This window comes from Bacillus sp. B28 (assembly GCF_029536185.1).
Lineage (GTDB): Bacteria > Bacillota > Bacilli > Bacillales > Bacillaceae > Bacillus > Bacillus halotolerans.
In genome coordinates this window covers 1,267,488-1,291,252 of sequence record NZ_CP120511.1, presented here as the reverse complement: position 1 = coordinate 1,291,252, position 23,765 = coordinate 1,267,488, and the positions used below count along the sequence as shown (strand labels likewise).

At 45.4% G+C, this 23,765-nt stretch carries 30 protein-coding genes and 2 riboswitches; of the genes, 11 read left to right on the top strand and 19 right to left on the bottom strand.

What is annotated here, in order from left to right; translation table 11 throughout:
• Window positions 1-51 precede the first annotated feature (51 nt).
• Window positions 52-597, top strand: coding sequence for a GNAT family N-acetyltransferase (locus P3L57_RS06380; RefSeq protein WP_069486392.1), 546 nt, complete (start codon window positions 52-54; stop codon window positions 595-597).
• Window positions 598-628: 31 nt separating this feature from the next.
• Here P3L57_RS06380 and metC read toward each other — a convergent pair whose 3' ends face one another.
• Together metC and metI are read right to left on the bottom strand one after the other, a co-directional pair.
• Complete coding sequence (gene metC / locus P3L57_RS06375) at window positions 629-1,801, bottom strand: cystathionine beta-lyase (RefSeq protein ID WP_059293016.1); 1,173 nt, start codon at window positions 1,799-1,801, stop codon at window positions 629-631.
• On the bottom strand, window positions 1,794-2,915 hold the full coding sequence (gene metI / locus P3L57_RS06370) for a cystathionine gamma-synthase/O-acetylhomoserine thiolyase (protein WP_069486624.1): 1,122 nt from the start codon (window positions 2,913-2,915) through the stop codon (window positions 1,794-1,796). The genes metC and metI overlap by 8 nt, the downstream gene beginning before the upstream one ends.
• A gap of 68 nt (window positions 2,916-2,983) precedes the next feature.
• Window positions 2,984-3,104, bottom strand: a riboswitch (SAM riboswitch).
• 166 nt (window positions 3,105-3,270) lie between these two features.
• On the opposite strand from metI, the gene P3L57_RS06365 reads away from it, so the two are divergent.
• From P3L57_RS06365 to P3L57_RS06355, 3 genes are read left to right on the top strand one after another with little or no spacing between them, the layout of a single operon-like run.
• Window positions 3,271-3,993: an esterase family protein gene (locus P3L57_RS06365; RefSeq protein ID WP_059293017.1), complete on the top strand. Its 723-nt coding sequence runs from the start codon at window positions 3,271-3,273 to the stop codon at window positions 3,991-3,993.
• 28 nt (window positions 3,994-4,021) lie between these two features.
• Window positions 4,022-4,537, top strand: coding sequence for a YjcG family protein (locus tag P3L57_RS06360; protein ID WP_010333788.1), 516 nt, complete (start codon window positions 4,022-4,024; stop codon window positions 4,535-4,537).
• A 4-nt stretch (window positions 4,538-4,541) separates the two neighbouring features.
• Complete coding sequence (locus tag P3L57_RS06355; RefSeq protein ID WP_059336248.1) at window positions 4,542-4,964, top strand: GNAT family N-acetyltransferase; 423 nt, start codon at window positions 4,542-4,544, stop codon at window positions 4,962-4,964.
• A 71-nt stretch (window positions 4,965-5,035) separates the two neighbouring features.
• Here P3L57_RS06355 and P3L57_RS06350 read toward each other — a convergent pair whose 3' ends face one another.
• Window positions 5,036-5,290 (bottom strand): hypothetical protein, encoded by a 255-nt coding sequence (locus tag P3L57_RS06350; protein ID WP_024120952.1) that lies wholly within the window; start codon window positions 5,288-5,290, stop codon window positions 5,036-5,038.
• Window positions 5,291-5,405: 115 nt separating this feature from the next.
• Between P3L57_RS06350 and P3L57_RS06345 the strand changes: the two genes are divergently transcribed.
• Window positions 5,406-7,685 carry an ATP-dependent helicase gene (locus P3L57_RS06345; protein WP_069486391.1) on the top strand — a complete coding sequence of 760 codons (2,280 nt, stop codon included), beginning with the start codon at window positions 5,406-5,408 and terminating at the stop codon, window positions 7,683-7,685.
• Window positions 7,686-7,750: 65 nt separating this feature from the next.
• Here P3L57_RS06345 and spoVIF read toward each other — a convergent pair whose 3' ends face one another.
• The 4 genes from spoVIF to P3L57_RS06325 all read right to left on the bottom strand — a co-directional run bounded on the left by spoVIF (window position 7,751) and on the right by P3L57_RS06325 (window position 9,239).
• Entirely contained in the window at window positions 7,751-8,005 is a 255-nt protein-coding gene (gene spoVIF / locus P3L57_RS06340) for a sporulation-specific transcription regulator SpoVIF (RefSeq protein ID WP_010333784.1), read from the bottom strand.
• Window positions 8,006-8,169: 164 nt separating this feature from the next.
• On the bottom strand, window positions 8,170-8,310 hold the full coding sequence (locus P3L57_RS06335; RefSeq protein WP_010333783.1) for a YjcZ family sporulation protein: 141 nt from the start codon (window positions 8,308-8,310) through the stop codon (window positions 8,170-8,172).
• 81 nt (window positions 8,311-8,391) lie between these two features.
• Window positions 8,392-8,598 (bottom strand): hypothetical protein, encoded by a 207-nt coding sequence (locus P3L57_RS06330; RefSeq protein ID WP_059352740.1) that lies wholly within the window; start codon window positions 8,596-8,598, stop codon window positions 8,392-8,394.
• Between the two features lie 284 nt (window positions 8,599-8,882).
• Entirely contained in the window at window positions 8,883-9,239 is a 357-nt protein-coding gene (locus tag P3L57_RS06325; protein WP_044156358.1) for a DUF1360 domain-containing protein, read from the bottom strand.
• A 155-nt stretch (window positions 9,240-9,394) separates the two neighbouring features.
• On the opposite strand from P3L57_RS06325, the gene cotV reads away from it, so the two are divergent.
• The 5 genes from cotV to cotZ all read left to right on the top strand — a co-directional run bounded on the left by cotV (window position 9,395) and on the right by cotZ (window position 11,972).
• Window positions 9,395-9,781: a spore coat protein CotV gene (gene cotV / locus P3L57_RS06320; RefSeq protein WP_014476456.1), complete on the top strand. Its 387-nt coding sequence runs from the start codon at window positions 9,395-9,397 to the stop codon at window positions 9,779-9,781.
• A 40-nt stretch (window positions 9,782-9,821) separates the two neighbouring features.
• Window positions 9,822-10,151, top strand: a complete 330-nt coding sequence (gene cotW / locus P3L57_RS06315; RefSeq protein WP_069486390.1) for a spore coat protein CotW — start codon at window positions 9,822-9,824, stop codon at window positions 10,149-10,151.
• Window positions 10,152-10,239: 88 nt separating this feature from the next.
• A complete protein-coding gene (gene cotX, locus P3L57_RS06310; RefSeq protein ID WP_069486389.1) occupies window positions 10,240-10,755 on the top strand; it encodes a spore coat protein CotX in 516 nt (171 codons plus the stop codon).
• 149 nt (window positions 10,756-10,904) lie between these two features.
• On the top strand, window positions 10,905-11,393 hold the full coding sequence (gene cotY, locus P3L57_RS06305) for a spore coat protein CotY (protein WP_003239243.1): 489 nt from the start codon (window positions 10,905-10,907) through the stop codon (window positions 11,391-11,393).
• A 129-nt stretch (window positions 11,394-11,522) separates the two neighbouring features.
• Window positions 11,523-11,972: a spore coat protein CotZ gene (gene cotZ / locus P3L57_RS06300; protein ID WP_024120943.1), complete on the top strand. Its 450-nt coding sequence runs from the start codon at window positions 11,523-11,525 to the stop codon at window positions 11,970-11,972.
• A gap of 86 nt (window positions 11,973-12,058) precedes the next feature.
• On the opposite strand, the gene cotO is transcribed toward cotZ, so the two are convergent.
• From cotO to P3L57_RS06250, 10 genes are all read right to left on the bottom strand, one after another.
• Window positions 12,059-12,784, bottom strand: coding sequence for a spore coat protein CotO (gene cotO / locus P3L57_RS06295; protein ID WP_083244453.1), 726 nt, complete (start codon window positions 12,782-12,784; stop codon window positions 12,059-12,061).
• Window positions 12,785-12,884: 100 nt separating this feature from the next.
• The gene (gene fabI / locus P3L57_RS06290; protein ID WP_059336253.1) at window positions 12,885-13,661 is read right to left on the bottom strand and encodes an enoyl-ACP reductase FabI; all 777 of its coding nucleotides are present in this window, start codon (window positions 13,659-13,661) and stop codon (window positions 12,885-12,887) included.
• A 136-nt stretch (window positions 13,662-13,797) separates the two neighbouring features.
• Window positions 13,798-14,613: a bifunctional hydroxymethylpyrimidine kinase/phosphomethylpyrimidine kinase gene (gene thiD / locus P3L57_RS06285; protein WP_069486388.1), complete on the bottom strand. Its 816-nt coding sequence runs from the start codon at window positions 14,611-14,613 to the stop codon at window positions 13,798-13,800.
• Between the two features lie 18 nt (window positions 14,614-14,631).
• Window positions 14,632-15,642: a thiazole biosynthesis adenylyltransferase ThiF gene (thiF, locus tag P3L57_RS06280; RefSeq protein ID WP_069486387.1), complete on the bottom strand. Its 1,011-nt coding sequence runs from the start codon at window positions 15,640-15,642 to the stop codon at window positions 14,632-14,634.
• Window positions 15,639-16,409 carry a thiazole synthase gene (gene thiG, locus P3L57_RS06275; RefSeq protein WP_083244452.1) on the bottom strand — a complete coding sequence of 257 codons (771 nt, stop codon included), beginning with the start codon at window positions 16,407-16,409 and terminating at the stop codon, window positions 15,639-15,641. Before thiG ends, thiF begins: the two co-directional genes overlap by 4 nt.
• A complete protein-coding gene (thiS, locus tag P3L57_RS06270) occupies window positions 16,406-16,606 on the bottom strand; it encodes a sulfur carrier protein ThiS (RefSeq protein ID WP_081638285.1) in 201 nt (66 codons plus the stop codon). The genes thiG and thiS overlap by 4 nt, the downstream gene beginning before the upstream one ends.
• Window positions 16,606-17,715, bottom strand: a complete 1,110-nt coding sequence (gene thiO / locus P3L57_RS06265) for a glycine oxidase ThiO (RefSeq protein WP_069486385.1) — start codon at window positions 17,713-17,715, stop codon at window positions 16,606-16,608. Before thiO ends, thiS begins: the two co-directional genes overlap by 1 nt.
• A complete protein-coding gene (gene tenI, locus P3L57_RS06260) occupies window positions 17,699-18,316 on the bottom strand; it encodes a thiazole tautomerase TenI (protein WP_044156370.1) in 618 nt (205 codons plus the stop codon). The genes thiO and tenI overlap by 17 nt, the downstream gene beginning before the upstream one ends.
• A complete protein-coding gene (gene tenA, locus P3L57_RS06255) occupies window positions 18,294-19,001 on the bottom strand; it encodes a thiaminase II (RefSeq protein ID WP_069486384.1) in 708 nt (235 codons plus the stop codon). The genes tenI and tenA overlap by 23 nt, the downstream gene beginning before the upstream one ends.
• 81 nt (window positions 19,002-19,082) lie before the next feature.
• Window positions 19,083-19,191, bottom strand: a riboswitch (TPP riboswitch).
• 62 nt (window positions 19,192-19,253) lie between these two features.
• Window positions 19,254-21,098 (bottom strand): monovalent cation:proton antiporter family protein, encoded by a 1,845-nt coding sequence (locus P3L57_RS06250; protein WP_044156372.1) that lies wholly within the window; start codon window positions 21,096-21,098, stop codon window positions 19,254-19,256.
• Window positions 21,099-21,281: 183 nt separating this feature from the next.
• Here P3L57_RS06250 and prpE point away from each other — a divergent pair, with 183 nt between their 5' ends.
• Window positions 21,282-22,019 carry a bis(5'-nucleosyl)-tetraphosphatase PrpE gene (gene prpE / locus P3L57_RS06245; RefSeq protein WP_059336261.1) on the top strand — a complete coding sequence of 246 codons (738 nt, stop codon included), beginning with the start codon at window positions 21,282-21,284 and terminating at the stop codon, window positions 22,017-22,019.
• A gap of 17 nt (window positions 22,020-22,036) precedes the next feature.
• Here the strand turns inward: prpE and P3L57_RS06240 are convergent, their stop codons facing one another.
• Both P3L57_RS06240 and P3L57_RS06235 read right to left on the bottom strand, forming a co-directional pair.
• The gene (locus tag P3L57_RS06240) at window positions 22,037-22,936 is read right to left on the bottom strand and encodes an RluA family pseudouridine synthase (RefSeq protein WP_069486382.1); all 900 of its coding nucleotides are present in this window, start codon (window positions 22,934-22,936) and stop codon (window positions 22,037-22,039) included.
• A 14-nt stretch (window positions 22,937-22,950) separates the two neighbouring features.
• Window positions 22,951-23,751 (bottom strand): NAD kinase, encoded by an 801-nt coding sequence (locus tag P3L57_RS06235; protein ID WP_010333761.1) that lies wholly within the window; start codon window positions 23,749-23,751, stop codon window positions 22,951-22,953.
• Window positions 23,752-23,765 lie beyond the last annotated feature (14 nt).

Below are 23,765 nucleotides of genomic sequence, written 5' to 3'. Positions count from 1 at the left end.
CAGAATACTATGTAAGAGAAATTGCTGACGAGAGAACGGAGAGATCACTGTATGTTAAAGGGACATACCATTTATATAAGACCTTTAGAAACAGAAGATGCTGAAGAGAATCTTCGGCTGCAAAGCGAAAACCGGGCATTTTTTGAACAGTTCTCCATGATTCGCGCAGACGATTACTATACGGCTGAAGGACAGAGAAAAAGGATCGAACAATATCAGCAAAGGCTGGACAATGATCAAGAGTATCACTTCGGCATCTTCACAAATAAAGACCATACATTAATCGGGACGGTTTCCCTTTTCCAAATCATCCGCGGAGCGCTGCAATGCGCGTTTATTGGATACTTTTTAGATAAAGCCCATAACGGAAAGGGCCTTATGACAGAGGCGGTCAGACTGATTGTTGATTATGCGTTTTACGATCTGAAGCTGCATCGTATTGAAGCTGGTGTCATGCCTCGCAATCTGGGGTCCATGCGCGTATTAGAAAAAGCGGGATTTCATAAAGAGGGCATTGCCCGAAAAAACGTGAAAATCAACGGGAAATGGGAGGATCATCAAGTACTGGCGATTCTGAATCCTGATGATGAAAAATAAAAAGAAGCCGGGATATCGTCCGGCTTCTTTTTTAACGTGCAGCTACAGGCGCAATTTCTTTCAGCGCTTGTTCGAAATCGTGTTCTAAATCGTCTGCATGTTCGACTCCCACACTAAGACGGAGCAGGCCGTCTGTGATGCCGCGTTTTTCACGTTCTTCCTTAGGCATTGCTGCGTGAGACATCGTTGCCGGATAAGACAAAATCGATTCCACGGCGCCAAGGCTCACAGCAAAGACCGGAAGTGATACATTCTCTACTAATTTCTTAACGGCCTCCTTGCTTTCTAGCTCAAAGGAAAGCACGGCTCCCGCTCCCATCGACTGACTTTTATGGGTTTCGGCTCCCGGATGATCAGACAGCCCCGGATAATACACGCGTTTCACCGCCGGATGCTTCTGGAAAAATTCCGCAAGCCGCTGCGCTGTTTGGCTCGCTTTTTCTAAACGGACCTGCAACGTTTTTAAGCCGCGCAGCACGAGCCAGCAATCTTGCACGCCAAGGACGGCGCCGAACGAGTTTTGCAGCTTATACAGCTGCTTCCCAAGCTCTTCATCCTTGACAGCAGCCAGGCCTGACAGCACATCGCTGTGTCCGCTCAGGAATTTTGTTGCGCTGTGAAGCACAATATCCACGCCGAGATCAAGCGGACGCTGCAGTGCCGGTGTCATGAATGTATTATCCAGAAAGGTCAGACAGCTGTTTTCTTTTGCAAGCTGGACAACCGCTTTAATATCAGTAATTCCAAGTGTCGGATTTGACGGTGTCTCCATATAAATGACCTTTGTGTTTGGCTGGATATTCCGCGCCACTTCGTTGATATCCGTCATATCAACAAACGTGTGCTCAATGCCAAAACGGGTCAAAACCTCTGTCACCATGCGGAAGGTTCCGCCGTATACATCTTCTGTCACAAGAACGTGATCGCCCTGTGAAAGAAGTAAAAATGCTGTTGAGATCGCAGCCATGCCTGAACTGAAAGCAAAACCTCTCGTTCCGCCTTCCAGTGCGGCAATTGTTTCTTCGAGAGCCGTTCTTGTCGGCGTGCCTGAGCGGCTGTAATCATATGCGCCAAATTCTTCAAATGAAGATTGATGGAAGGTCGATGCGTGCTGGATCGGTACACTGACCGCCCCGGTTGCACCGTCTGTTTTAAATGGATTGTGCACGAGCTGGGTTTCCAGCGTCCAATTGTGATTACTCAAATGAAACAGCTCCCTCTTTGACCTGACTTAACGCCTGTTTTAGGTCCTCTTTTAAATCTTCCGCATGTTCAATTCCGACTGAAAAACGCAGAAGACGGTTACAGACCCCGTTTGCGATACGGATTTCTTCAGGAATATCCATGTGCGTCTGTGTGGCAGGGTATGTAATAAAGCTCTCCACCCCGCCGAGGCTTTCAGCAAAACAAATGGTCTTCAGTGCTTTTAAAAACGGGTTGACCCATTCTTCTTTTTGCAGACGGAAGGACAGCATGCCTCCTTTTCCCGGGTAAAGCACATCCTTGATTTCTTCTTGCTTCTCTAAAAAGGCCGCAAGCTCTTGCGCGTTCGCCTGATGCTGGCGCATTCTGAGACTGAGCGTCTTCATTCCTCTCATCAAAAGCCATGAGTCAAACGGAGGCAGGACCGCGCCGATGGCGTTTTGATGCTGAAACATTTCTTCTCCAAGCTGTTCATCCTTTACAACAACAAGGCCTGCGAGCAAATCATTATGGCCGCCTAAATATTTGGTTGCGCTGTGAATGACAATGTCAGCTCCGATCTCAAGCGGACGCTGCAAAACCGGTGTATAAAATGTGTTATCAACAATCACCAGAAGACCGTGCTCTTTTGAGATCCGGGCGATCTTTTCAATGTCCGCCTCCTGCATCAGCGGATTTGTCGGTGTTTCCACAAACACCGCTTTTGTATTTGGTGTAATCTTGGAGCGTAAACAGTCCTCATCGCTGAAATCATCATAATAAAAGGTCAAGCCGTATTTTTTCCATTCATTTTCAAACAGACGGTACGTGCCGCCATACAAATCCGATGAAACGATCAGTTCATCCCCGCTTTTAAACAGCGCCATAATCGTTTGAATCGCTGCCATTCCCGAACTGAAGGCAAGCCCTCTCGCTCCATTTTCTAAACTGGCAATCGCGTCCTCCACAAGCTGGCGTGTCGGGTTTTTTGTCCGAACATAATCAAATCCGGTCGATTCGCCGATCCCTCTGTGGCGGTATGCTGTTGATAAATAAATAGGAGGACTCACTGTTCCCGTTACATCGTCGCTTCGGTTTCCGATTTGGGCTAATTTCGTTTCAACGTGCTGTGACATATAGCTGACACCTTCCCTTTTCATAATAAAAAACCCCTTCTTCATAAGAAGAAGGGGTTTAACGCTTCTTCTTATCTTCCAAGCATAGTACGCTTGCTGGATTTAGCACCTTGGCGCTTTGCACGTATGCAAAACAAGCCGGTTGCTGAGGTTTCTAAGGGCCAGTCCCTCCACCTCTCACGATAAGAAATATCGATTTCAATTTTCTGATTGTTTTATATTAGCGCAATTTGCAGTTTATTTCAATACTTTTTTCTTCGGGCACCGAACTGTTTAAAGAGAGAAATTTCTAATAATTCATGGTACAATAATTTCAAACGCAAGAAAGTCTAGTGATGTCCTGGAGGAATGTATTATGGCACCGAAAAACGGCACAGTTCAAGAAATGAAGCTCTTTTCAAAAGAGCTTAACGAGGAAATGACAGTACTCGTTTATCTGCCGTCAAACTACTCCCCTCTTTATAAATATCATCTTATTATCGCGCAGGACGGCCACGATTATTTCAGGCTGGGGAGAATCGGCAGACAAGTGGAGGAATTGCTGTCCAAAAGAGAAATAGACCGATGCATTATTATCGGTGTTCCTTACAAGGATGTAAAAGAACGCAGAAAAACCTATCATCCGGAAGGTTCTAAGTTTTCGGCATATAAACGATTTATTGCCCACGAGCTAGTTCCTTTTGCGGACCATGAATTTCCGACGTACCAAGTCGGCTACGGGCGGACACTGATCGGTGATTCTCTCGGAGCGACAGTTTCTCTTATGACAGCGCTTGATTATCCGAATATGTTTGGTAACATCATCATGCAGTCTCCCTATGTAGATCAACATGTATTAGAAGCCGTGAAACAGTCAGACGACATCAAACACCTCTCTCTTTATCACCAAATCGGAACAAAAGAAACAGACGTCCATACGACAGACGGCAATATTTTGGACTTCACAGAACCGAATCAGGAGCTGAAAAAGCTCTTGGAGGAGAAGCTTTCCGATTATTATTTTGAGCCGTTTGACGGAGACCACAAGTGGACATACTGGCAGCCGCTCATTACGCCGGCTCTCAAAAAAATGCTCTAACATACTTTATTTTCAGGAGGGACATACTATGAAATACGGAATTGTTTTATTTCCATCAAAAAAACTGCAAGATCTCGCGAACTCTTACAGAAAGCGCTATGATCCGAGCTATTCCCTGATCCCGCCTCATTTGACGCTGAGATCTTCATTTGAATTTACGGAAGAGGAAGCCGGTGAATTGGTATCACAATTGAGAGAAATCGCTAAAGAATCTCATCCGATTGTTCTCAAAATGACCAAATACAGTTCTTTTGCGCCTGTCAATAATGTCATTTACATTAAAGCAGAACCGACGGAAGAATTAAAAACACTGAATGAAAAACTTTACACCGGTGTATTAGCCGGTAATCAGGAATACAATTTTGTTCCGCATGTGACGGTCGGCCAAAACCTTTCCGACGATGAGCATTCGGATGTATTAGGGCAGTTAAAAATGCAGGAAGTATCTCATGAAGAAATTGTTGACCGTTTTCATCTGCTGTATCAATTGGAAAACGGTTCGTGGACGGTATATGAAACGTTCCTGTTAGGCGGAGGAGAATAAACAATTGGAAGCAGTTATCGCAAAAAATGAAAAACAAATGAAAGATGCATTTTATGTAAGAAAAGAAGTCTTTGTCAAAGAACAGAACGTACCAGTTGAAGAAGAAATTGATGAGCTCGAAAACGAATCAGAGCATATTGTGGTATATGACGGAGATCAGCCGGTCGGCGCCGGAAGATGGCGGCTAAAGAACGGATACGGCAAATTAGAGCGAATTTGCGTCTTAAAAAGCCACCGCTCAGCCGGTGTCGGCGGCATCATTATGAAAGCGCTGGAAAAAGCGGCATCAGACGGCGGTGCTTCAGGTTTTATGTTAAATGCGCAAACACAAGCGGTGCCATTTTACAAAAAACATGGATATCGGGTGCTGTCTGAAGAGGAATTTCTCGATGCCGGCATTCCCCATTTGCAAATGATTAAGGATTAAACACCATCCGGGTCTTCTGAGATCCGGATTTTTTCGCATATAAAAAACCGCTCTCTCATGTGAACGGTTTTTTATACATATCGATTAATAGATGTGCCTATCCCTTTTTCTCGCAATCTTTTATAAAGAGAGCGCTTACGTTTTGCCTCGTTTACTTTCCTTTCAGCAGCCGTTAGATTCTCCTGCTGCTTTTCAAGTTCCTTGTATACCCGCTGAAACGGGACATAGCTGATCTTCTCTGTTCCGGCATAATCCTGTTTATGGCCTATTGTGCGATTGGCATATTGAGCGTATTGCTGGTTCTGAATCTGACCTGCATATATCATACGATACCCACCCTTCTGCTGTTCTTTTCCCTTAAACTTACTTTTTGAAACACGTTTCTTTTGATATGATAGTCTTTGTCTGTAATGAACACCTTTTTATTGGGAGGACCCCTTTTTGAAATGCGCCCGACTGAATGATCGAACCATACATTTACATACATATTCGAGAGAACATTATCAATTCCTCTATGAAGAAGGAATAAAAGGGAATTTATTTTGTTCTCATTGCGGAAAGCCTGTTTTGTTAAGGCTCAACATCGCTGAACCGCCTGCATTTATTCATCGGCAGCCTGGTGATTTCCCGGCGTGTGAGGAAGCCTGCGAACCGAAACCGGCGAAAGAAGAGAGAAAAGAAGACTTTCAGGAATCCGGCGTCTTTCGTTTGCCTAAAGGAAAAACAATATCAGCTGATCCGGCACCCGGTGTCACGGATTGGCAGACTCCAAGACATATTAAACCCGGTACACCTTTTATAAAAAGACCGGAAACACCTGATATGAGCCTTTTTCCGACTGTCGGCTTAAACACAGATCAGCTGAAAGCTGTCACGGAAACGGAAGGCCCTTTATTGGTGCTTGCCGGTGCAGGAAGCGGAAAAACACGTGTGCTGACCGCGCGCGCTGCCCACATGATCGAACACTTAGACATACCGCCGGAACAGATGCTGCTTGTCACCTTTACAACAAAAGCCGTCGCGGAAATGAAAGATCGCATGGCGAAGCAGTACGGATTACAGCCGTCAAAAGTCAGAAGACTTGTCACCGGAACATTCCACAGCTTGTTTTATAAAATCCTGTATCACTATGATTCTGCCAAATGGAATGGCGAGCATTTGCTGAAAATGGAGTGGCAAAAGGAACAATATATGAAAAAAGCACTCTATGAAGAAGGCGTAGATGAGAAAGAGTTCCCTGTCGATCAGGCTTTGCAGCAAATCGGCTTCTGGAAGAACACTTATTTGCCGAATGAACGTATTCCTTTAAAGGATGAGTGGGAAAAACAAGTCTACCGCCTATACGAATATTATGAGCGCCAGAAAAAAGAACACCGCCAGTTTGATTTTGATGATATGGCGTCAGCCTGCTATGAACTGTTTATAGAACGGCCTGACCTTCTGGAGCAATATCAATCTAGGTTTACGTATATTTTAATCGATGAGTTTCAGGACATTAATCCGGTTCAATATAAAATCATGCAAATGCTGGCGAGTCCGGAACAAAACCTGTGCTGTGTCGGTGACGATGATCAGTCAATCTATGCGTTTCGCGGCAGCAGCCCTTCTTTTATTCTGGATTTTCAAAAGGATTATCCCGGTGCCAAAACAATCTATTTAACAGCGAACTACCGTTCAACACATCCGATCGTTTCCAGTGCTGATATTGTCGTGAAAAAGAACAAAAACAGGTATGCCAAGATGCTGGAAGCCGCTCGTGACGACGCACAGGTCCCTGTGCTGTTTTATCCTTATGACGAAGAGGAAGAAGCAACAATGGTCGTTTCCGATATCAAAGAAAAAATTCAAAACGGCGCAAAACCTGAAGATTTTGCGGTTCTCTACCGCACAAACAGCGCCGGCCGCGCCATTTATGAAAGGCTTCATCAATCATCCATTCCGTATACCGCAGATCGCGGCGTCCAGTCCTTTTACAGCAGAAGGATCGTCCGCCAGATACTCGCATACTTGTACGCAAGCCAAAACGAGGATGATACTGAAGCGATTAAGCACTTGCTGCCTGCCTTATTTCTAAAACAGTCTGCTTTAAACACGCTGAAGGCGCTCTCGATTACCGAGGACTGCTCTATGATCAAAGCGCTGGCCAAATTGCCGGATCTGAAGCCGTTCCAGCTGGATAAAATCAAAAAAATCGTGCCCTTTTTCGCAAGCATCCGCACCATGAAGCCGGTGGAAGCCATTACCTTTGCCGAAGGAAAAATGGGCTTCTCCGAATACTTAAAAAAACGGGGCAACGAAGGAAATAAGCTGGAAAAAGGTTCTGATGACCTGCGTGACGTCAAGGTTGTCGCCAAAAAATTCAAAACCATCCCTGACTTTCTCGCCCATGTCGATCACATGCGGGCTGCTGAAAAAAACAAAACGGATGAAAACGGCGTGCAGCTGATGACCATTCACCGGTCAAAGGGTCTCGAATTCAAAACCGTCTATGTATTAGGCACGGTAGACGGCTCCATCCCGCATGATTTCTCACTAGAAACAGCGAGAAAGGGAGACGAAGCTCCGCTTGAGGAAGAAAGACGCCTTCTGTATGTTGCAATGACACGGGCCAAACAGCATTTATATTTGTCTTGTCCCGCAAACAGGCGCGGCAAAACAGCCCACCGTTCAAGGTTTTTGTATCCTCTTTTGCAGCAAACGAAACAGCCTTTGCCCAAATAAACAGCCCGGCAGTGATCCTGCCGGGTTTTTCACTGTAAAAAAGGCCCGCTGCCCAGGCCATCCGCTTATTTATTATCCAACATTTTAGAAATCGTTCCAAAATCAAGCTTTTCTTTTCCGCTTGTAATGGACTGGACAATCTTATCTTCCATTTCTTTCGGCACGCGTCTGTTTGCCAGCTGCGCCACGCGTTTAATGACACTGCGGACTGTGTTTTCATCTTTAAAATTGGCGTTTTGAAGTGATCCTGCAAGATTCATGACATCCTGCATGTTCACGCCTGTTTTCTTTTCAATGTTCTTAAAAAATTGATTATCCATGATACGCCTCCTTTTGGCGGAGTAATACAGTATTGTATGAACGCTTTACGCATAATGTGATGATTTGCAATCAAAAATAAGTTACTGATTTAAAAAGCAGCAAAGGGTACACAATGTAAGGAAGAAGCACGGAAATCATCCGTACTTCCTCCTTCATTCATTTCTTAGTAGTTAAAAAAAGATGCACCTACGATGATGAGAAGAATGAACAGTACGACCACAAGAACGAATGTTGAACCGTAACCGCCTGAATATCCTCCAGCATAACCGCCGCCGTAGCAGCCGCCTCCGTAACCAAATCCCATAACTAAGCACCTCCTTTACTCTCTATACACTATGTGAGACATCATGATCGGCTTGGATATCCGCATAGGGCGTTTGCGGATTTATGATGGATCATGCTGAGCCTGCCGTTTTTTCAGTAAGTCTTCCGTCTTTTCAGCCAATTCTTCAATTTCTTGTTCAAACGACAGGCCGGCTTCATCAAATAAAGCCAGTTCCTTTTCAATATGTTTGATTGTCTTGTCATGTTTGTTTTGCTTTTGATCGTGCGGTCCATACCTGCCCTCTATGAATTTTTCAAACTCGTTCATGAGATCCCCCCTCTCATGACATATGCTGAGCGAATCAGCATTGTTAAAAAAACAAAAAACCGGACATCTCCGGTCTCTTGTCAGTGTCAGGCTATTGAGGTTTTTTCTTTTTACTGCCGCACCCGCAGCCTTTCTTTTTGATCTTTTTTGTTTGATACGATGAATCTGTATATGGAGTTTTTTGGGAAGGTTTGTTAAATTGATTCACTTTGATCCCTTCCTTTCCTTATGTCATATATGCTACTTTATGCGGATACTGACGGAAAGTTGCTGGTGGGAATGCCTCATTCCTGCAGCCATTTTGATACAAGGGTTTCAATAATACCGGCCAGCCCTGCGATCGCCAGCAGTAAAACCAGCCACTGGGCCGCCACTGGAATAAAGGCCTGGCATAAAATCAAAAAGCCGGCGCACCACACGCCTGTGCACCAATAGCAGCTCAGCAATTCACCGATAAACGCCCTCACACCCGTTCCCTTTATGACAATATACGTTTCAATGTTCCCGTCCGCATCCTTTTCCTCCTTCTCTTCATGAAACAGACTGCGAAGCGGCGCCATAATCGTGTCAAACACGAAAAGACGCGCGAGCCGGAAGACCGCAAGCGAAAGAAGGAAAAGAGACAGCCAATTGATAACCACTGGTTCACTCCTTTCATCATCCCCTTCACATATATGCAGAAACCCTAGCTTTCATGAATTTGTATCTTGTCCTGTTGAAAATTGGTTATTTTTCTTATTCCGCTCTGCACTTGTTCTGCATTATATACAGTATGGATAAGAAAGGAGTGAAGGTTATGTCATTTGAAGAAAAAGTTGAATCCCTGCATCCTGAAATATTTGAGCAATTATCTAGCGAATTCGAGCAGCAGATCGAAGTCATTGATTGCGAAAATATCACAATAGATACGTCACATATAACAGCTGCCCTTTCTATACAAGCCTTGGTGACAACAATGATTATCCTGGCAACACAGCTCGTCATCGCCGACGAGGATTTAGCTGACGCAGTAGCAAGCGAAATACTCATTCTCGATAATTCCCAAATCAAAAAAAGAACCATCATTAAAATTATCAATAGCCGAAATATCAAAATTACTTTATCTGCCGACGAAATAATAACCTTTGTACAAATTTTGCTTCAGGTGCTTAACAGCATTCTCCTTGAAATCGACGTCCTTTAACCCTTTCTTTTCATAAACTTAAAAGCCGAGGTGAAAACAAATGTCAGATAACGATAAAATCAAAGAAGAGCTTGAAAAGCTTCCGGAAGCTGATCCAATGACGAAAATGCTTGTTCAAAACATCTTTCTTAAACACGGTGTCACGAAAGACAAAATGAAAAAGGTATCAGATGAAGAAAAAGAAATGCTCTTGAATCTGGTAAAAGACTTGCAGGCTAAATCAGCTGCATTAGTTGAAAATCAAAAGAAGAAAAAAGAAGAAGCCGCCGCGCAAGAGAAAAAGACCGAAAAACCGCTAAGCCGCAGAGAGCAATTAATTGAACAGCTCAGACAAAGACGGCAAAACAATAACAATTCAAACCAATCATAAAAAATAGGGTTTTTCATCAAGATATATGCCTCAGTCAAAGTATGAGGCTCGCTCATTTAATAACAGTAAAAGAAAAGGAGGAATAGATATGGAAAGCAGACCATACTCTTGGGTTGCACTTGATCCTGACTGTGACCATCCGTTAGACGAAAAAGAAAAAGATAAAAAAGAAGAAAGAAAATGTCATTGCGATGTTTGCTGTAATGATAATGGGTTTTTTGGCAACGACAACGCCTTCATTGACCAAAATCTGGCTCAGGCAAATCTCAATAAACAAGTCTCCGATGAAACAATTATTATCAGAGACTCTTGTGATATCAACGTTTCATCTACAGACGTTCAAGCCGTAACATCAGTTGTAACGGCGGTTAATGCAGCTGTCCTAACAGTAGCTCTCACATCCATTGCAGACGGAGTAATCGCCGAATTAGTCGCACAAGATTTATTGCAGCTTTCAGCTAACAAACAAGTAAACCGCCAAAAACTTCTCATCGAATGCTCCCGGGGCGTAAATATCACAACAGTAGATGCTGATATAGCAACATTGGTTTCCACAGCTACTAACACACTTGTGGCACTCTTAGCCATCACACTCGTCCTCTAACTCTAAAAGCAGAGCTAAAAACGCTCTGCTTTTTCTTATTTTCCCAGCATATGATGAATATATAGACGTTCACCCACACCAAGTGAGGCACGAGTACATATGTTGTTAAGGACTAAAGTCAAATACCCTATAAGAAGGAGCTGAAATCAATGAGCTGCGGAAAAACCCATGGCCGGCATGAGAACTGTGTATGCGATGCAGTGGAAAAGATTTTAGCAGAGCAGGAGGCAGTTGAAGAACAGTGTCCGACTGGCTGCTATACCAACCTTTTAAACCCGACGATTGCTGGAAAAGACACAATTCCGTTTCTCGTTTTTGATAAAAAAGGCGGATTGTTCTCCACATTCGGAAACGTGGGGGGATTTGTGGATGATATGCAATGCTTTGAGTCCATTTTCTTCCGCGTTGAAAAATTATGCGATTGCTGTGCAACACTCTCTATTTTACGCCCGGTCGATGTCAAAGGCGATACCTTAAGTGTTTGCCACCCTTGTGACCCAGATTTCTTCGGGCTCGAAAAAACAGATTTTTGCATCGAAGTGGATCTCGGATGCTTCTGTGCGATTCAATGCCTGTCACCAGAATTAGTTGACAGAACTTCGCCTCATAAGGATAAAAAGCATCATCACAATGGATAAACACTTGTAAAGAGGAATCCCCTTCCAAGCTCTATTACAAGTGCAAATCATTCAGCTGCTTCGAAAGTGAGGCAGCTGACTCTCCATCATTTCGCCAGTCTCAAAATCACAAGGCAGGAGGGATAATATATGAGCCAGAAAACATCAAGCTGCGTGCGTGAAGCGGTAGAACAAATTGAAGATCTGCAAAATGCGGTTGAAGAGGATTGCCCGGCCGGCTGCCACTCCAAGCTTTTGTCTGTAAGCCATTCATTAGGCGATACAGTGCCTTTTGCAATATTTACATCAAAATCAAAGCCTTTAGTCGCCTTCGGTAATGTCGGCGAGCTGGATAACGGACCTTGCTTTAATACAGTATTTTTTAGAGTGGAAAAAGTTCATGGCAGCTGCGCAACGCTATCCTTATTAATCGCTTTTGACGAACATAAACACATTTTGGACTTCACCGATAAAGACACGATTTGTGAAGTGTTCCGACTTGAAAAAACGCACTACTGCATTGAAGTGGATTTAGACTGCTTCTGCGCGATCAATTGCTTAAATCCCCGTTTAATCAATCGTACACATCATCATTCATGATAAGGCGGAAAAGCTTGCAGATTTGCAGGCTTTTCTCTATGTAAAAAAGCTGCCGGAACGATCTGCCGGGCAGCTTTTTGCTTTCATTAAAAACCTAACGGGTGCAGAGATGTGATATCATCGATCGCCAGCTCAGTCGGAGCGCCGTTTCCGGTCGTCCGAAGCAGAACGGAATCATTTCTTCTTCCGACAATCACGCCTCTGTACGTTTTCCCATTGGCTTCAATCAGACAAAGCGCTCTCGGCATGTTATGCGGCAGTTTTGTTAAAAAGTCGATTTTTTCATGGATGGACATCTTGCTCATCGGTTTTTTCACTTTTCTGGCCGGCGGTGTCTTTTCTTCAGCTTTAGCTGCATTATGAACGGCCTCCGGTTCCTTTTCAGGCTTACGGGCTTCAGGTGCAGGCTCTTCCTTTTTTTCCGCTTCCTGAGGATGCTGTTTGGCGGTGTCTTCAATTGCCTGCGGCTCTTCTAACGGTTCCTGCTGCTTATTCTGGTTCTCCGGCTCTCTCGCCTCTTGTTTTTGCTGACTCACTTGTTCCTCTGCCTGTTTTTTCTCTGTTTGCTGAGCATCTTTTGCCTGAATGTCTTCCCGCTCTTTTTCCTCTGTTTCAATGGCACCTTTTACCTGAATGTCTTCCCGCTCTTTTTCATGATAAACCGGCTGTTCCTCTGCTTTTGTCGGAGCCGGTTTGGCTTTTCTTTTAATGACGATCTCCTGCATGGACGAGCGTGTTTCCATATAATCCGGCTGAACAATATACATGAGCGGTTTTTTTTCCGCGTTTCTTTTCTTATTAGACATCTTCATCCCTCCGATTCTGTCATATTCTATCTATATGACAGAATGCTGAAAATCAGAAGAAATAAAAAAGCAATCCCTATTTGGGACTGCTTGATGGTGAATCTGCTTAGCGGGCAGTGATATGGAAACCTGAATCAACATGAAGATTTTCACCTGTGATGCCTCGGGACATATCGCTAAATAAAAATGCTGCTGTATCTCCCACCTCTTCAGGTGTAGTCGTGCGGCGTAGCGGCGCACGCTCTTCGATGTCTTTTAAGATGGAGTTGAAGTCACTGATGCCTTTAGCAGACAATGTTCTGATCGGACCGGCAGAAATGCTGTTAACGCGGATATTTTCTTTTCCTAAGTCAGCAGCTAAGTACTTCACACTTGCGTCAAGAGAAGCTTTCGCTACACCCATCACGTTGTAGTTCGGCATAACGAGCTCTCCGCCAAGGTAAGTCAGCGTTACGATGCTTCCGCCTTCAGTCATCATCGGACGCGCCGCTTTTGTGACAGCGGTCAGTGAGTATGAGCTGATGTTGTGAGCTAGAAGGAAGCCCTCACGATTTGTGTTTAAGTATTCGCCGACAAGCTCTTCTTTGTTGGCAAACGCGATACAATGGGCGATACCGTGGATCACACCGACCTGCTCCTTAATGCTTGCGAAACAAGTTTCGATTTCCGCGTCGTTTGTCACGTCGCAAGGAAGGATAATGGAATCGTTTCGCTCCAAAGTTCCAGCGAGTTCATGAACAGATTTCTCCAGACGTTCACCTGCATATGTGAAAATCAAACGTGCGCCCGCTTCATGTAAAGAGCGCGCAATTCCCCAAGCGATACTGCGTTTGTTAGCTACTCCCATAACAACAATGTTGCGGCCTTCAAGTGAAAAATTCATATGTATAAAGCCTCCTATATTTGTTAAAGACATAGTATTAGTACCTGATCTTAATACCTATCATATCATAACCTTGTCCAGATGAAAAGCGCATACCAAAGTCAAACATGAAAGAGACCACCATAAGCAGGTGGTCTCATCGGTTTATTTTTATACTGTTTCGTTTAAAAGCGAAATGATTTGTCGGTCCGTGGCCCGATCCGATGCCGAGCGTATTTTCCACAGCTTCGCGGACAAAGTTGGCAGCAATCTCGAATGCCTGATGGATGCTGTCTCCCTTAGCGGTTTGAGCTGTTAAAGCCGCAGCAAAGGTGCACCCTGTGCCATGCGTATGCTTCGTATCGATATAAGGATGGCTGATTTGCATAAACATGTTTCCATCAAAAAGAAGGTCAGTAATGTGATGGTCCTCAGGCTGGTGCCCGCCTTTGATAATCACATGCTGCGCACCCATCTTCACCAGCTGTTCCGCAGCTTTCTTCCGGTCATCAAGCGAACGGATCACCATACCCGTCAGCGCTTCTGCTTCCGGCACATTCGGCGTGATCGCATAGCTTCTTGGAATCAGCAGCTCCTTCAGCGTAACGATTGATTCATCGCGCAGCAAGGACGCCCCTCCCTTTGCGATCATAACCGGATCAACGATCACCCGGCTTAATTCGTATTGATCAATTTTCCTTGCCACTTCTTCAATCATTTCTGCATTCCAAAGCATTCCTGTTTTTACCGCGTCCGGTCTCAAATCCTCCGCCACAGCGTCAATTTGCTCTCTCAATGCCTCTGCAGTCAGCGGATACACGCCGTGGACGCCAAGTGTATTTTGAGCAGTTACCGCCGTAATGGCAGACATTCCGAATACACCAAGCTCCTGAAAGGTTTTAATATCTGCCTGTATCCCCGCGCCGCCGCCTGAGTCAGAGCCGGCGATCGTCAAAGCTTTATATATACTCATCAAACTACACTCCTTTTATTACCCGATCCATTTATGATAGATGGATTTTGCCCTGACAATATCATTTGTTCCATGGATCAATGCTCTGCCGTCCCTAAACAGCACCATTTTCATGTCATCCGAGCGGCAGGATATTAAATACGGATTCGCTGCTACTTCTAGCCCCGCCTGCCTCAGCTGTCCCGCCATCACGTCAAGATCTGCTTCTTTTGTGAAAGAGGATCTGATTTGCACCGTGTTTCTGCCGCACAATACTGCTGCTTTCGTTTGGTTTTCGTATGATAAAAACGGAAAATCCTTTGTCCCGCAGCTTGGACACGAGTCATCTTTAAGTCCCGCTGCTCTTACCTCTGACCGCTCATTTTTCCACAGATCAAAGGAGCGCAGCACGGGCTCGCCTTCCTCTCCCGTCAGCAGTTTCAGGGCGTCTGTCACCTGAAAGACAGCAACCTGCAGAACAGCCGGGCTGATAATGCCGGCTGTGTCGCATGTCGCACCGCCAATCGGAAGAGTATCGAGTAAACAATGAAGGCAGGGTGTTACTCCCGGCAATACAGTAAACGCGAGACCGTAGCTCCCCACACAAGCGCCGTAAAGAAACGGAATGCCTTCTTTCACCGCAGCATCGTTAACAATGAGCCGGGTTTCAAAATTATCGGCGGCATCTACAATGATTGATGCGCCGCGAATCAGCTCCGATACGTTTTCTGCTGTGACATCCATGACAAGTCCGGTCACATCCACATCACTGTTAATGGAACGAAGACGCTGCTCAGCAGCTGCTGCTTTCGGCAGTTCCTTTTTGACATCATTTTCTGTGTAAAGCTGCTGGCGCTGCAGATTGCTCCATTCGACGTAATCTCTATCGGCGATTTTCACCGATCCGACTCCCGCTCTCACCAGCATCTCTGCGCTGGCTGTTCCCAGTGCGCCGGCGCCGATGATCACAACGCGCGCCTCTCTCAGTTTCTTCTGGCCTTCGCGGCCGATTGGAGCAAATAGCTCCTGTCTGGAATACCTGTCCGTCATACAGGAAGACCTTCTCCCGGACTGCTTGCCGTCCCATATGACTTGGCTGGAATGCGGCCTGCTTCATAAGATAGACGTCCTGCTTCTACTGCGAGCTTCATGGCGTGTGCCATTTTCACCGGATCGTTCGCGCCTGATACGGCTGTATTCAGCAGTACGCCGTCCGCTCCAAGCTCCATTGCATATGCCGCATCTTTTGGCGATCCGATTCCGGCATCCACGATGACCGGCACTTTCGCCTGTTCAATGATAAATGACAGATTCAGAGGATTTAAAATCCCCTGTCCCGATCCAATCGGAGAAGCCCCCGGCATAATGGCATGAACACCAAGCTCTTCAAGCTTTCTCGCCAGCACCACATCATCCGAGGTGTACGGCAGTACAATGAATCCTTCTTCAAGAAGCTGTTCAGACGCTTTTAACGTTTCCACAGGATCGGGCAGCAAGGAACGGCTGCACCCAATGACTTCAACTTTAATCATGTCACAAAGCCCGGATGCCTTCGCGAGCCGTGCAATTCGAACTGCTTCTTCCGCCGTGCTGGCGCCTGCTGTATTTGGCAGAAGCGTATATTTGGATAAATCAAGCTGCTCCAGAAAATTAGGCTGAGACGCTTCAAAGATATTCATTCTCCGCACAGCAAAAGTTAAAATATCAGACTCTGAAACAGCCACCGCTTCCTTTTGAACGTCAAACGATGGATATTTTCCCGTGCCCAGCAGCAACCTTGATTGAAACTGTTTCCCGCCAATTGTTAACATTCTCATCCGCCTCCTACAAAATGGACAATTTCGATGACATCACGATCAGAAAGCTCTACCTCGTGATATTGTTCTTTGCCGATAATTTCTTTATTTCTTTCAACGATCACGATTTTATTTTCAAGCTGATAAGACGCAAGCAGATCCTGAATCGTACCTGTGTCTCTATCCCACTCAACTTGTTTACCGTTCAGCTGAAGCATCATATCTGAACCGCCTCCTTGCGATCAATTCGAAAGGCGTGCAGCCAGTCTGCCTTGACCTCTTTATTCATCATGAGATCACCGATTAAAGCACCCGTTGCAGGAGCAAGCAGAATCCCGTTTCTGAAATGGCCCGCCGCAAATAAAATGCGGCTGTCCTCAGGGTGTCTGCCAATGTATGGTTTTCCGTCCTTTGTCCCCGGACGCAGACCCGCCCAAAAACGATCAACCTTCATATTCTGAATCGCCGGCAGCATCGTTTTCGCTTTTTCCATAACCGACTGAAGTCCGCCAAGATCCGGCTTATCGCTCCAATTACCAGGCTTCATCGTCGCGCCGACAACCAGTCTGCCGCTTTTTCTCGGTACGATATAGCAATGATCATGATAAAGTGTTTTTGTCAGCGGAATATCATCATTCCAAACAGACAAGCACTCTCCTTTTACAGGAAAAAATGACTGGTTCAACCCGAGCTGTTTAAAAAACATCCCGCTCCAGACCCCGCTGGCAACCACGACATGGTCTGCATGCACGTCACCGGACGCTGTTTTGACCAAAATGGATTCACCGCCACGTGTCACATCGAGAACAGGATTATGCTCAAAAATTTCCGTACCAAGCGCTTTAGCCGATTTAGCGTATGCCTTGCATACAAAATAAGGCTCAACATGAACATCGTCCTGAATAAAGCTCGCCCCGTAAATCTCACCGGCCGTATACGGCTCTTTTTCCAGCACTTCTTCTTTTGTATGCCAGCTGACAGAATCCAAATCGTCCATACGTCTCAGGCGTGACACGTCTTCTTCTGAGAATGCAAGCTTAAACATACCGCCATCATGCCTTCTGATATCAATGCCGGATAAGGCAAACAGCTCCTCTCCAAGAGCCTGATACAAACGCTGACTGTGCATGGCGAAATCAAAAAACGCATCCCGCTCCTCGCACTCAGCATGGGCGCCAAGCATCCCTGCCGCGGCGCTTGTTGTTCTGCCGCCGATTGTTCCGCTTTCAAGCAATGCGGTGTTTTTCTTTTCTTTTGCCAACTGATAAGCTATCGCGGAACCAATGATTCCGCCTCCAATGACAACTGCATCATAATGCCTTTTCATACTGAATCTCCTTTAGCTTGCGGGAATATCGTCTGGCAGCTTCCAAAGGATCATCGGAAGAAAAAATTCCAGACATGACAGCGATACCGTCTGAACCTGCTTGTTTCACTTCTCTTAATCTGGCAGGTGTCATTCCGCCAATTGCAATAACCGGAATCGAGATCCTCTGTTTGATTTCTGAAAGCAAAGACACGCCTCTGCCCTCAAGTCCTTGTTTGCAATCCGTTTCAAACACATGGCCGAACAAAACATAATCAGCGTCTTCCTTTTCTGCCTGAAGCGCTTCCTCCAGTGAATGCACCGATCGCCCAATGTGCAGGTGAGGAAATCTGGCTCTTACTTGTTTCGGCGAAAAGCTGCTGCTCGGCAGCTGAACGCGGTGAATATTTGAAAAAAGCGCAATATCAACCCGGCCATTCATCACCAGCTTTTGCTTATCAACACCGCCTTCAGAAATAAGCTCCAGCAGTTTCAAAATGTCAGCCGCCGATTTAGACCGTTCACGAATATGGATGAAATCAACCTCATCCTGAATAGCTATAATTGATCTCACTAGATCTTCAACCGGCTTGCGGTCATCAGTTATGGCGTGCAGCTCCAAGCCCTTCCACCTCTTTTACGCCGCTGTCTGACCAGCCTTCTTTTCGATAAGCCATACCCCAGAACTGATATTCATAATAGCTCGAAATAACGAAATTCTCTTTCATCTTGGTGCGCACTTCCTCCGTGCTGTTTTCCGCCAGCTCATCCAGGCGGTTAATTTGTTCTTCCACCTGCTGTCTGAACCAGTCACCGCCGTATGTGCTAATCCACTTCTGGTAAATCGGATGCCCCGGATCACATGTCAGCAATTTCTCACCAACCTCATAATAAAGCCAATAGCACGGGAGAAGAGCTGCCAAGATTTCTGCAAAGTTCCCGCTCAAAACCGAACGGTACATATGGGATGTATAGGAGTAAGCGGTAGGAGATGGCTTAAATGACTTCCGTTCTTCCTCACTGATTTCCAAAAGCTCCGTAAACTCGCGATGAAGCGCCATCTCCGCTTCATATGTACCTTGAGCATGGCTGGCCATACGTCCCGTTGTATAAAGGTCCTTCGCATAAGCGGCTCCGAACGATTGCACCTTTGCAAAATGAGTTAAATAGTAAGAATCCTGAAGCACGTAATATTTAAAGCGGTCGATCGGAAGCGTTCCGTCACCGATCCCCTGAACGAACGGATGGACAAAGCTGCCTTCCCACCATTCTGCGGCTGCACTGCGGCATTCTTCTGAAAACTTCACACGTCATTCCCCCTGTCTGAAAAATAAAAAAACCACTTTCCCGCAAGGAAAAGTGGTTTGGAATTGGCATAGTTATATAACACAAATACCGCTCCACTTCCCTACGCAGGTCTGAACCTGTTCAAGTTATGAGGGTCTAAAAGTCACACTTTTATCTCAGCCCTTATAAAGGACACCCCTAGTGGTTTTACGAATACATATTGAATTGTTCTGCACCTCTATATTAACACGAATCCTTATTTGGTCAAGATATTATCCTTCCAATGTTTTCTTAAGATCCGTTACGTACCCGCGTGATCCGGTGACAATTAAGCGGTCTCCGATTTTCAGTCTTGTATCGCCGTGAGGAACGATGCTGTCCACACCCCGGAAAATCCTGACAAAAATCACGTCGCCTGTTAAAGGGAATTCACGGAGAATCACGCCATCGTATTTGCTGTTTTCCATATTAATTTGATACAGCGAAGACTCCTGGTTCGTGAGCAGTTTCATGACGCCAGGCGCTTCTATCAGCGCGCGAAGCAGCGTTTTGGTCGACAGCAAGATGGAAAAGATGCTGATGCCCTGCTCTTTCAATTTCGCTTCGTTCTCCGGTGATCCGGTGCTGGCAATGACTCTTTCTGTTCCTTTTTCTTTGGCGTATAATGCGATGTCCGTATTCATGTCTTCATCCCCTGTCGCCACTACAAGGATTTCTGTATCAAATATACCGAGTGATTCAAGGGTTTGATGCTCATAATCAGAAATCGTTTCGACGGAAAATACTGAGTCTGACAGCTTTTCCTCAGCGTTTTCTTGATAAACGTGCACGACACGCACTTCATACTCGCTCTCAGGCAATTCAAGTGTCACAGGCAGTGTCATTTGATTAGCGCCGATAAATGTGATCTTCTTTTTCTCCTCCGGCTGCTCCTGTTTTTTGTACAGCTTTTTAAAACCGACTGGGGTAAAAATACTTGCAATAACCGCCACCAGCGTAAGCGCTCCTGACATATTCGCGCTGATGACATGAAGCTGCTGGCCGATTGTCGCAGCGGCAATCACAAGAGAGAGCGTTGATGTCAGCAGGAAACCAGACGCCAATATTGTGCGGTTATCATACCATTTCTTCAAGTACAGGACAGGAAGAATCTTGCTTACTAACAGCGCCATAAGCAGCAGCGGAATCATCACTAAAATTTTCGGGTCCTGAAAAAGTGTCCAAATATCCAATTTTACACCGACCATCACAAAGAAAATCGGTATTAAGAACCCGTAGCCGAAGGAATCAAGCTGCTGAACCAATTCCTTGTTCGGCGAGAGCAGGGAAACAAGCACGCCCGCTAAGAAAGCGCCGAGAATATTTTCTGCCCCCAGTGATTCAGACAGAGCCACCAGTACGATAATTAAGGTGAAAATAGCACGAGTCCCGATCTGGATCGTCCCTTTTGACATGGACTGAACAAAAGAACGGTGTTTGAAGACCCGGCCGAAGAAGTAGAGCACTACTCCGGCTGCGAACAGGATCATCAAGAGCCACATGTTTCCGCTGTCCTCTCCGTATAGAGAAGAAAATACAGCAAGAAGAATCATAGTGACCAAGTCAGCAATCACAGCAACAAGCAGGATAATCTGCCCGATGTTTGAATCCATGATCCGTTCTTCCTTTAAGGTTGGAACAACAACACCTAACGAAATCGTAGAAATAATAAGCGTCATTAAAAAAGCATTTTGGATAAATCCGGCCAAGACGAACCCATAGGACAGCAGCAATGATAAAATAAAAATACCGATAAAAATAATGGATGCTGTGGCAAATGTATTGGGTGCTTCCTTGCCGTTTTGCAGAAACTGCTTTTTCTTTCCTCTCTCAAAGGATGAAAAATCAATTTCAAGCCCGCTTAAAAACATTAAAAAGATAAATCCGAGCATAGAGAGCGTCTGCAGCCAAGTATCACCCTCCACAACTAAATTAAGACCGCTTTTTCCTATAATCAATCCCATAATAATTTCAGCAACTACAACAGGGATGCTGAGTTTAAACCGATGCAAAAGGATGGGAGTTAGAAATGCAACGATAAGTACGACAACTAATGATGCGACAGATGTATGCGCCATAATCTGAACCTCCTTTTAAAAAAACATAACGCGATTTTAACAAGGGTAATGATGAAAAATAAAGTAATAAGGTCTCATTTTTTTTTAGAAAATGATTCTTCTATAATTTGCACATAAAAGCTGGTGATGACTCACAGCAATTTGCTTCATAATAAATAAAATCATGAGTAAGGAGGATGCTGCATGGCTTACTACGATATTATCAGCGATATTCATGGCTGCTACGATGAAATGACAGCCCTGATAGAAAGACTTGGATACACAATAAAAAATGGATTGCCTGTACATGATGAAGGCAGGATGCTTGTTTTTGCCGGGGATTTGACAGACCGAGGCCCTAAATCAATTGAAGTCATCCGCTTTGTAGCCGGCGCTTATGAACAAGGAGCAGTGCGTTATGTCCCGGGAAATCATTGCAACAAGCTGTACCGCTACTTAAAAGGAAATCCCGTTAAAGTGATGCACGGTCTTGAAACAACTGCGGCAGAGCTTAAAGCACTTTCTGAAGAAGAAAGAAGAAAAGTCAGCGAACAATTTATGAAGCTTTATGAAACTGCGCCGCTTTACGACATCTTACATAATGGAGAATTGGTTGTCGCCCATGCTGGCATAAAGGCTGACGATATCGGCAAAAACACGAGGAGAGTAAAGGACTTTGTGCTTTACGGCGATGTGACGGGTGAAACGTATCCGGACGGCAGACCCGTCAGGAGGGATTGGGCCGCCGCCTATAACGGGAAAGCATGGGTTGTATACGGACACACACCTGTTAAAGAGCCCCGCATCATAAATCGCACCATTAACATTGATACGGGCTGTGTGTTTGGGAATGAACTGACGGCCTTGCGTTTTCCCGAACTGGAGACAGTCTCCGTTCCAAGCTCTATGCCCTATGACGAATCTAGATTTCGCCCCATATAAAAAAGGAGAGAATCGTTTTAATGATTATCTCCTTTAACTAATTCTTGCATATCGTACGGCAGAGCCGCATGAAACGTCATTTTCTCCTGCATCAGCGGGTGGATAAACGACAGCTGTTCACTGTGCAGCGCCTGCCTGTCAATCTTTTGTCTCGTTCCGCCGTACAACGTATCGCCGCACAGCGGATGTCCGAGATAGCTCATATGGACGCGAATCTGGTGGGTTCGCCCTGTCTCAAGCTGCAATGCCACCGAGGTTAAGTCATCTGTTATACGTGTGACACGAAAGTGAGTAACAGCCTTCTGACCGCCCGGTGTCACCATCCGTTCAATGATACTGTCAGGATGTCTGCCAATCGGGGCGTCTATCTTTCCCTCTGTCTTTGTCATATGTCCATGCACAACCGCAACATATCTGCGTTTCACAAGGCCGTTTTTTTGCGCCGACGATAAAATGGAGTGGGCAAAGCGATGCTTGGCAATCAGCATGACACCTGACGTGTCCCGGTCTAGCCGGGTGACAAGGTGAACCGTGGCCCGCACTCCGTTTTTTTGGTAGTGATGGATGATGCCATTTGCGATGCTTCCCGCCGGGTGCTCTCGCGACGGAATAGATGACACATACGGCTGTTTGTTTATCACAAGCACGTGTTCATCCTCATACAGAATATCGAGCGGAACAGGCTCGGCCAAAAGCGTCTCGCTCACCTGTTCCTCAGGAAACTTTACAACAAGAAGGTCTCCCTCTCTCAATACGTATTTAACAGTCACATGCTCACCATCAATGAGAAGATCTCCTCCGCTAAACTTGATGTCGGTCAGCAGGCGTTTCGAAATCCCCAGCTCGCCTGCATATTCCTTTAAGGTCATTCCGTCTTCAGCGGAAGTGATGTTCTTTTCAATAATAAATTGCTCCACGATACGTCCTCTTTCTACTCACCTTTTCCGATAAATGAATCCTGGACTCTTTTCCAAAACGGAAACGGACGGAATCTTGCAAATCTTACATTTTCGGATGCAACCTGGCAGCGGATGGACTTTACATCCTTATGAAGCAGGGTTAAATGGTCAATTGTTACTTGAAAGTCAACTTCGTTTCTCGGTTTAATCATGCAATCATGATGGGAAGGGAGAAGGAGCGGTGATCCGACCGTCCGGAATACGCGGTTATTGATAGATGCCATTTCCGCAAGCTGAATCGCTCTGATGGATGGGTGGATAATCGCTCCGCCCAGCGCTTTATTATAGGCTGTGCTCCCGGAAGGCGTTGACAGGCAAAGGCCGTCGCCTCGGAACGTTTCAAAGAGCTGCCCTTTGATTTCCACATCCGCCACAAGGCTTCCTTCTATGCTTTTAATCGTACATTCATTTAACGCCAAATATCTTTCCTCTCGCTCATTTTCATGATAGGTCACTATCACTTCAAGGAGCGGATATTCCACAGTATGATACGGTGTTTTCGCAATTGCGAGCACTAGTTTTTCAATTTCATGAGGAACCCAGTCCGCATAAAACCCAAGATGACCCGTGTGAACGCCGACAAAAGCTGTTTTATCTAACCTGTCGCTGTATCTGTGAAAAGCGTATAAAAGCGTCCCGTCGCCCCCGACTGAAATGACGATTTCCGGTTCATTTTCATCCAGTTCCATGTCAAAATCCAATAAATACGCCTGTATTTTGCTTTTCAGCGTATCAGAAACATTATCTCCTTTTGACGATACGGCAAATTTCATGCTTTTTCTTCCCC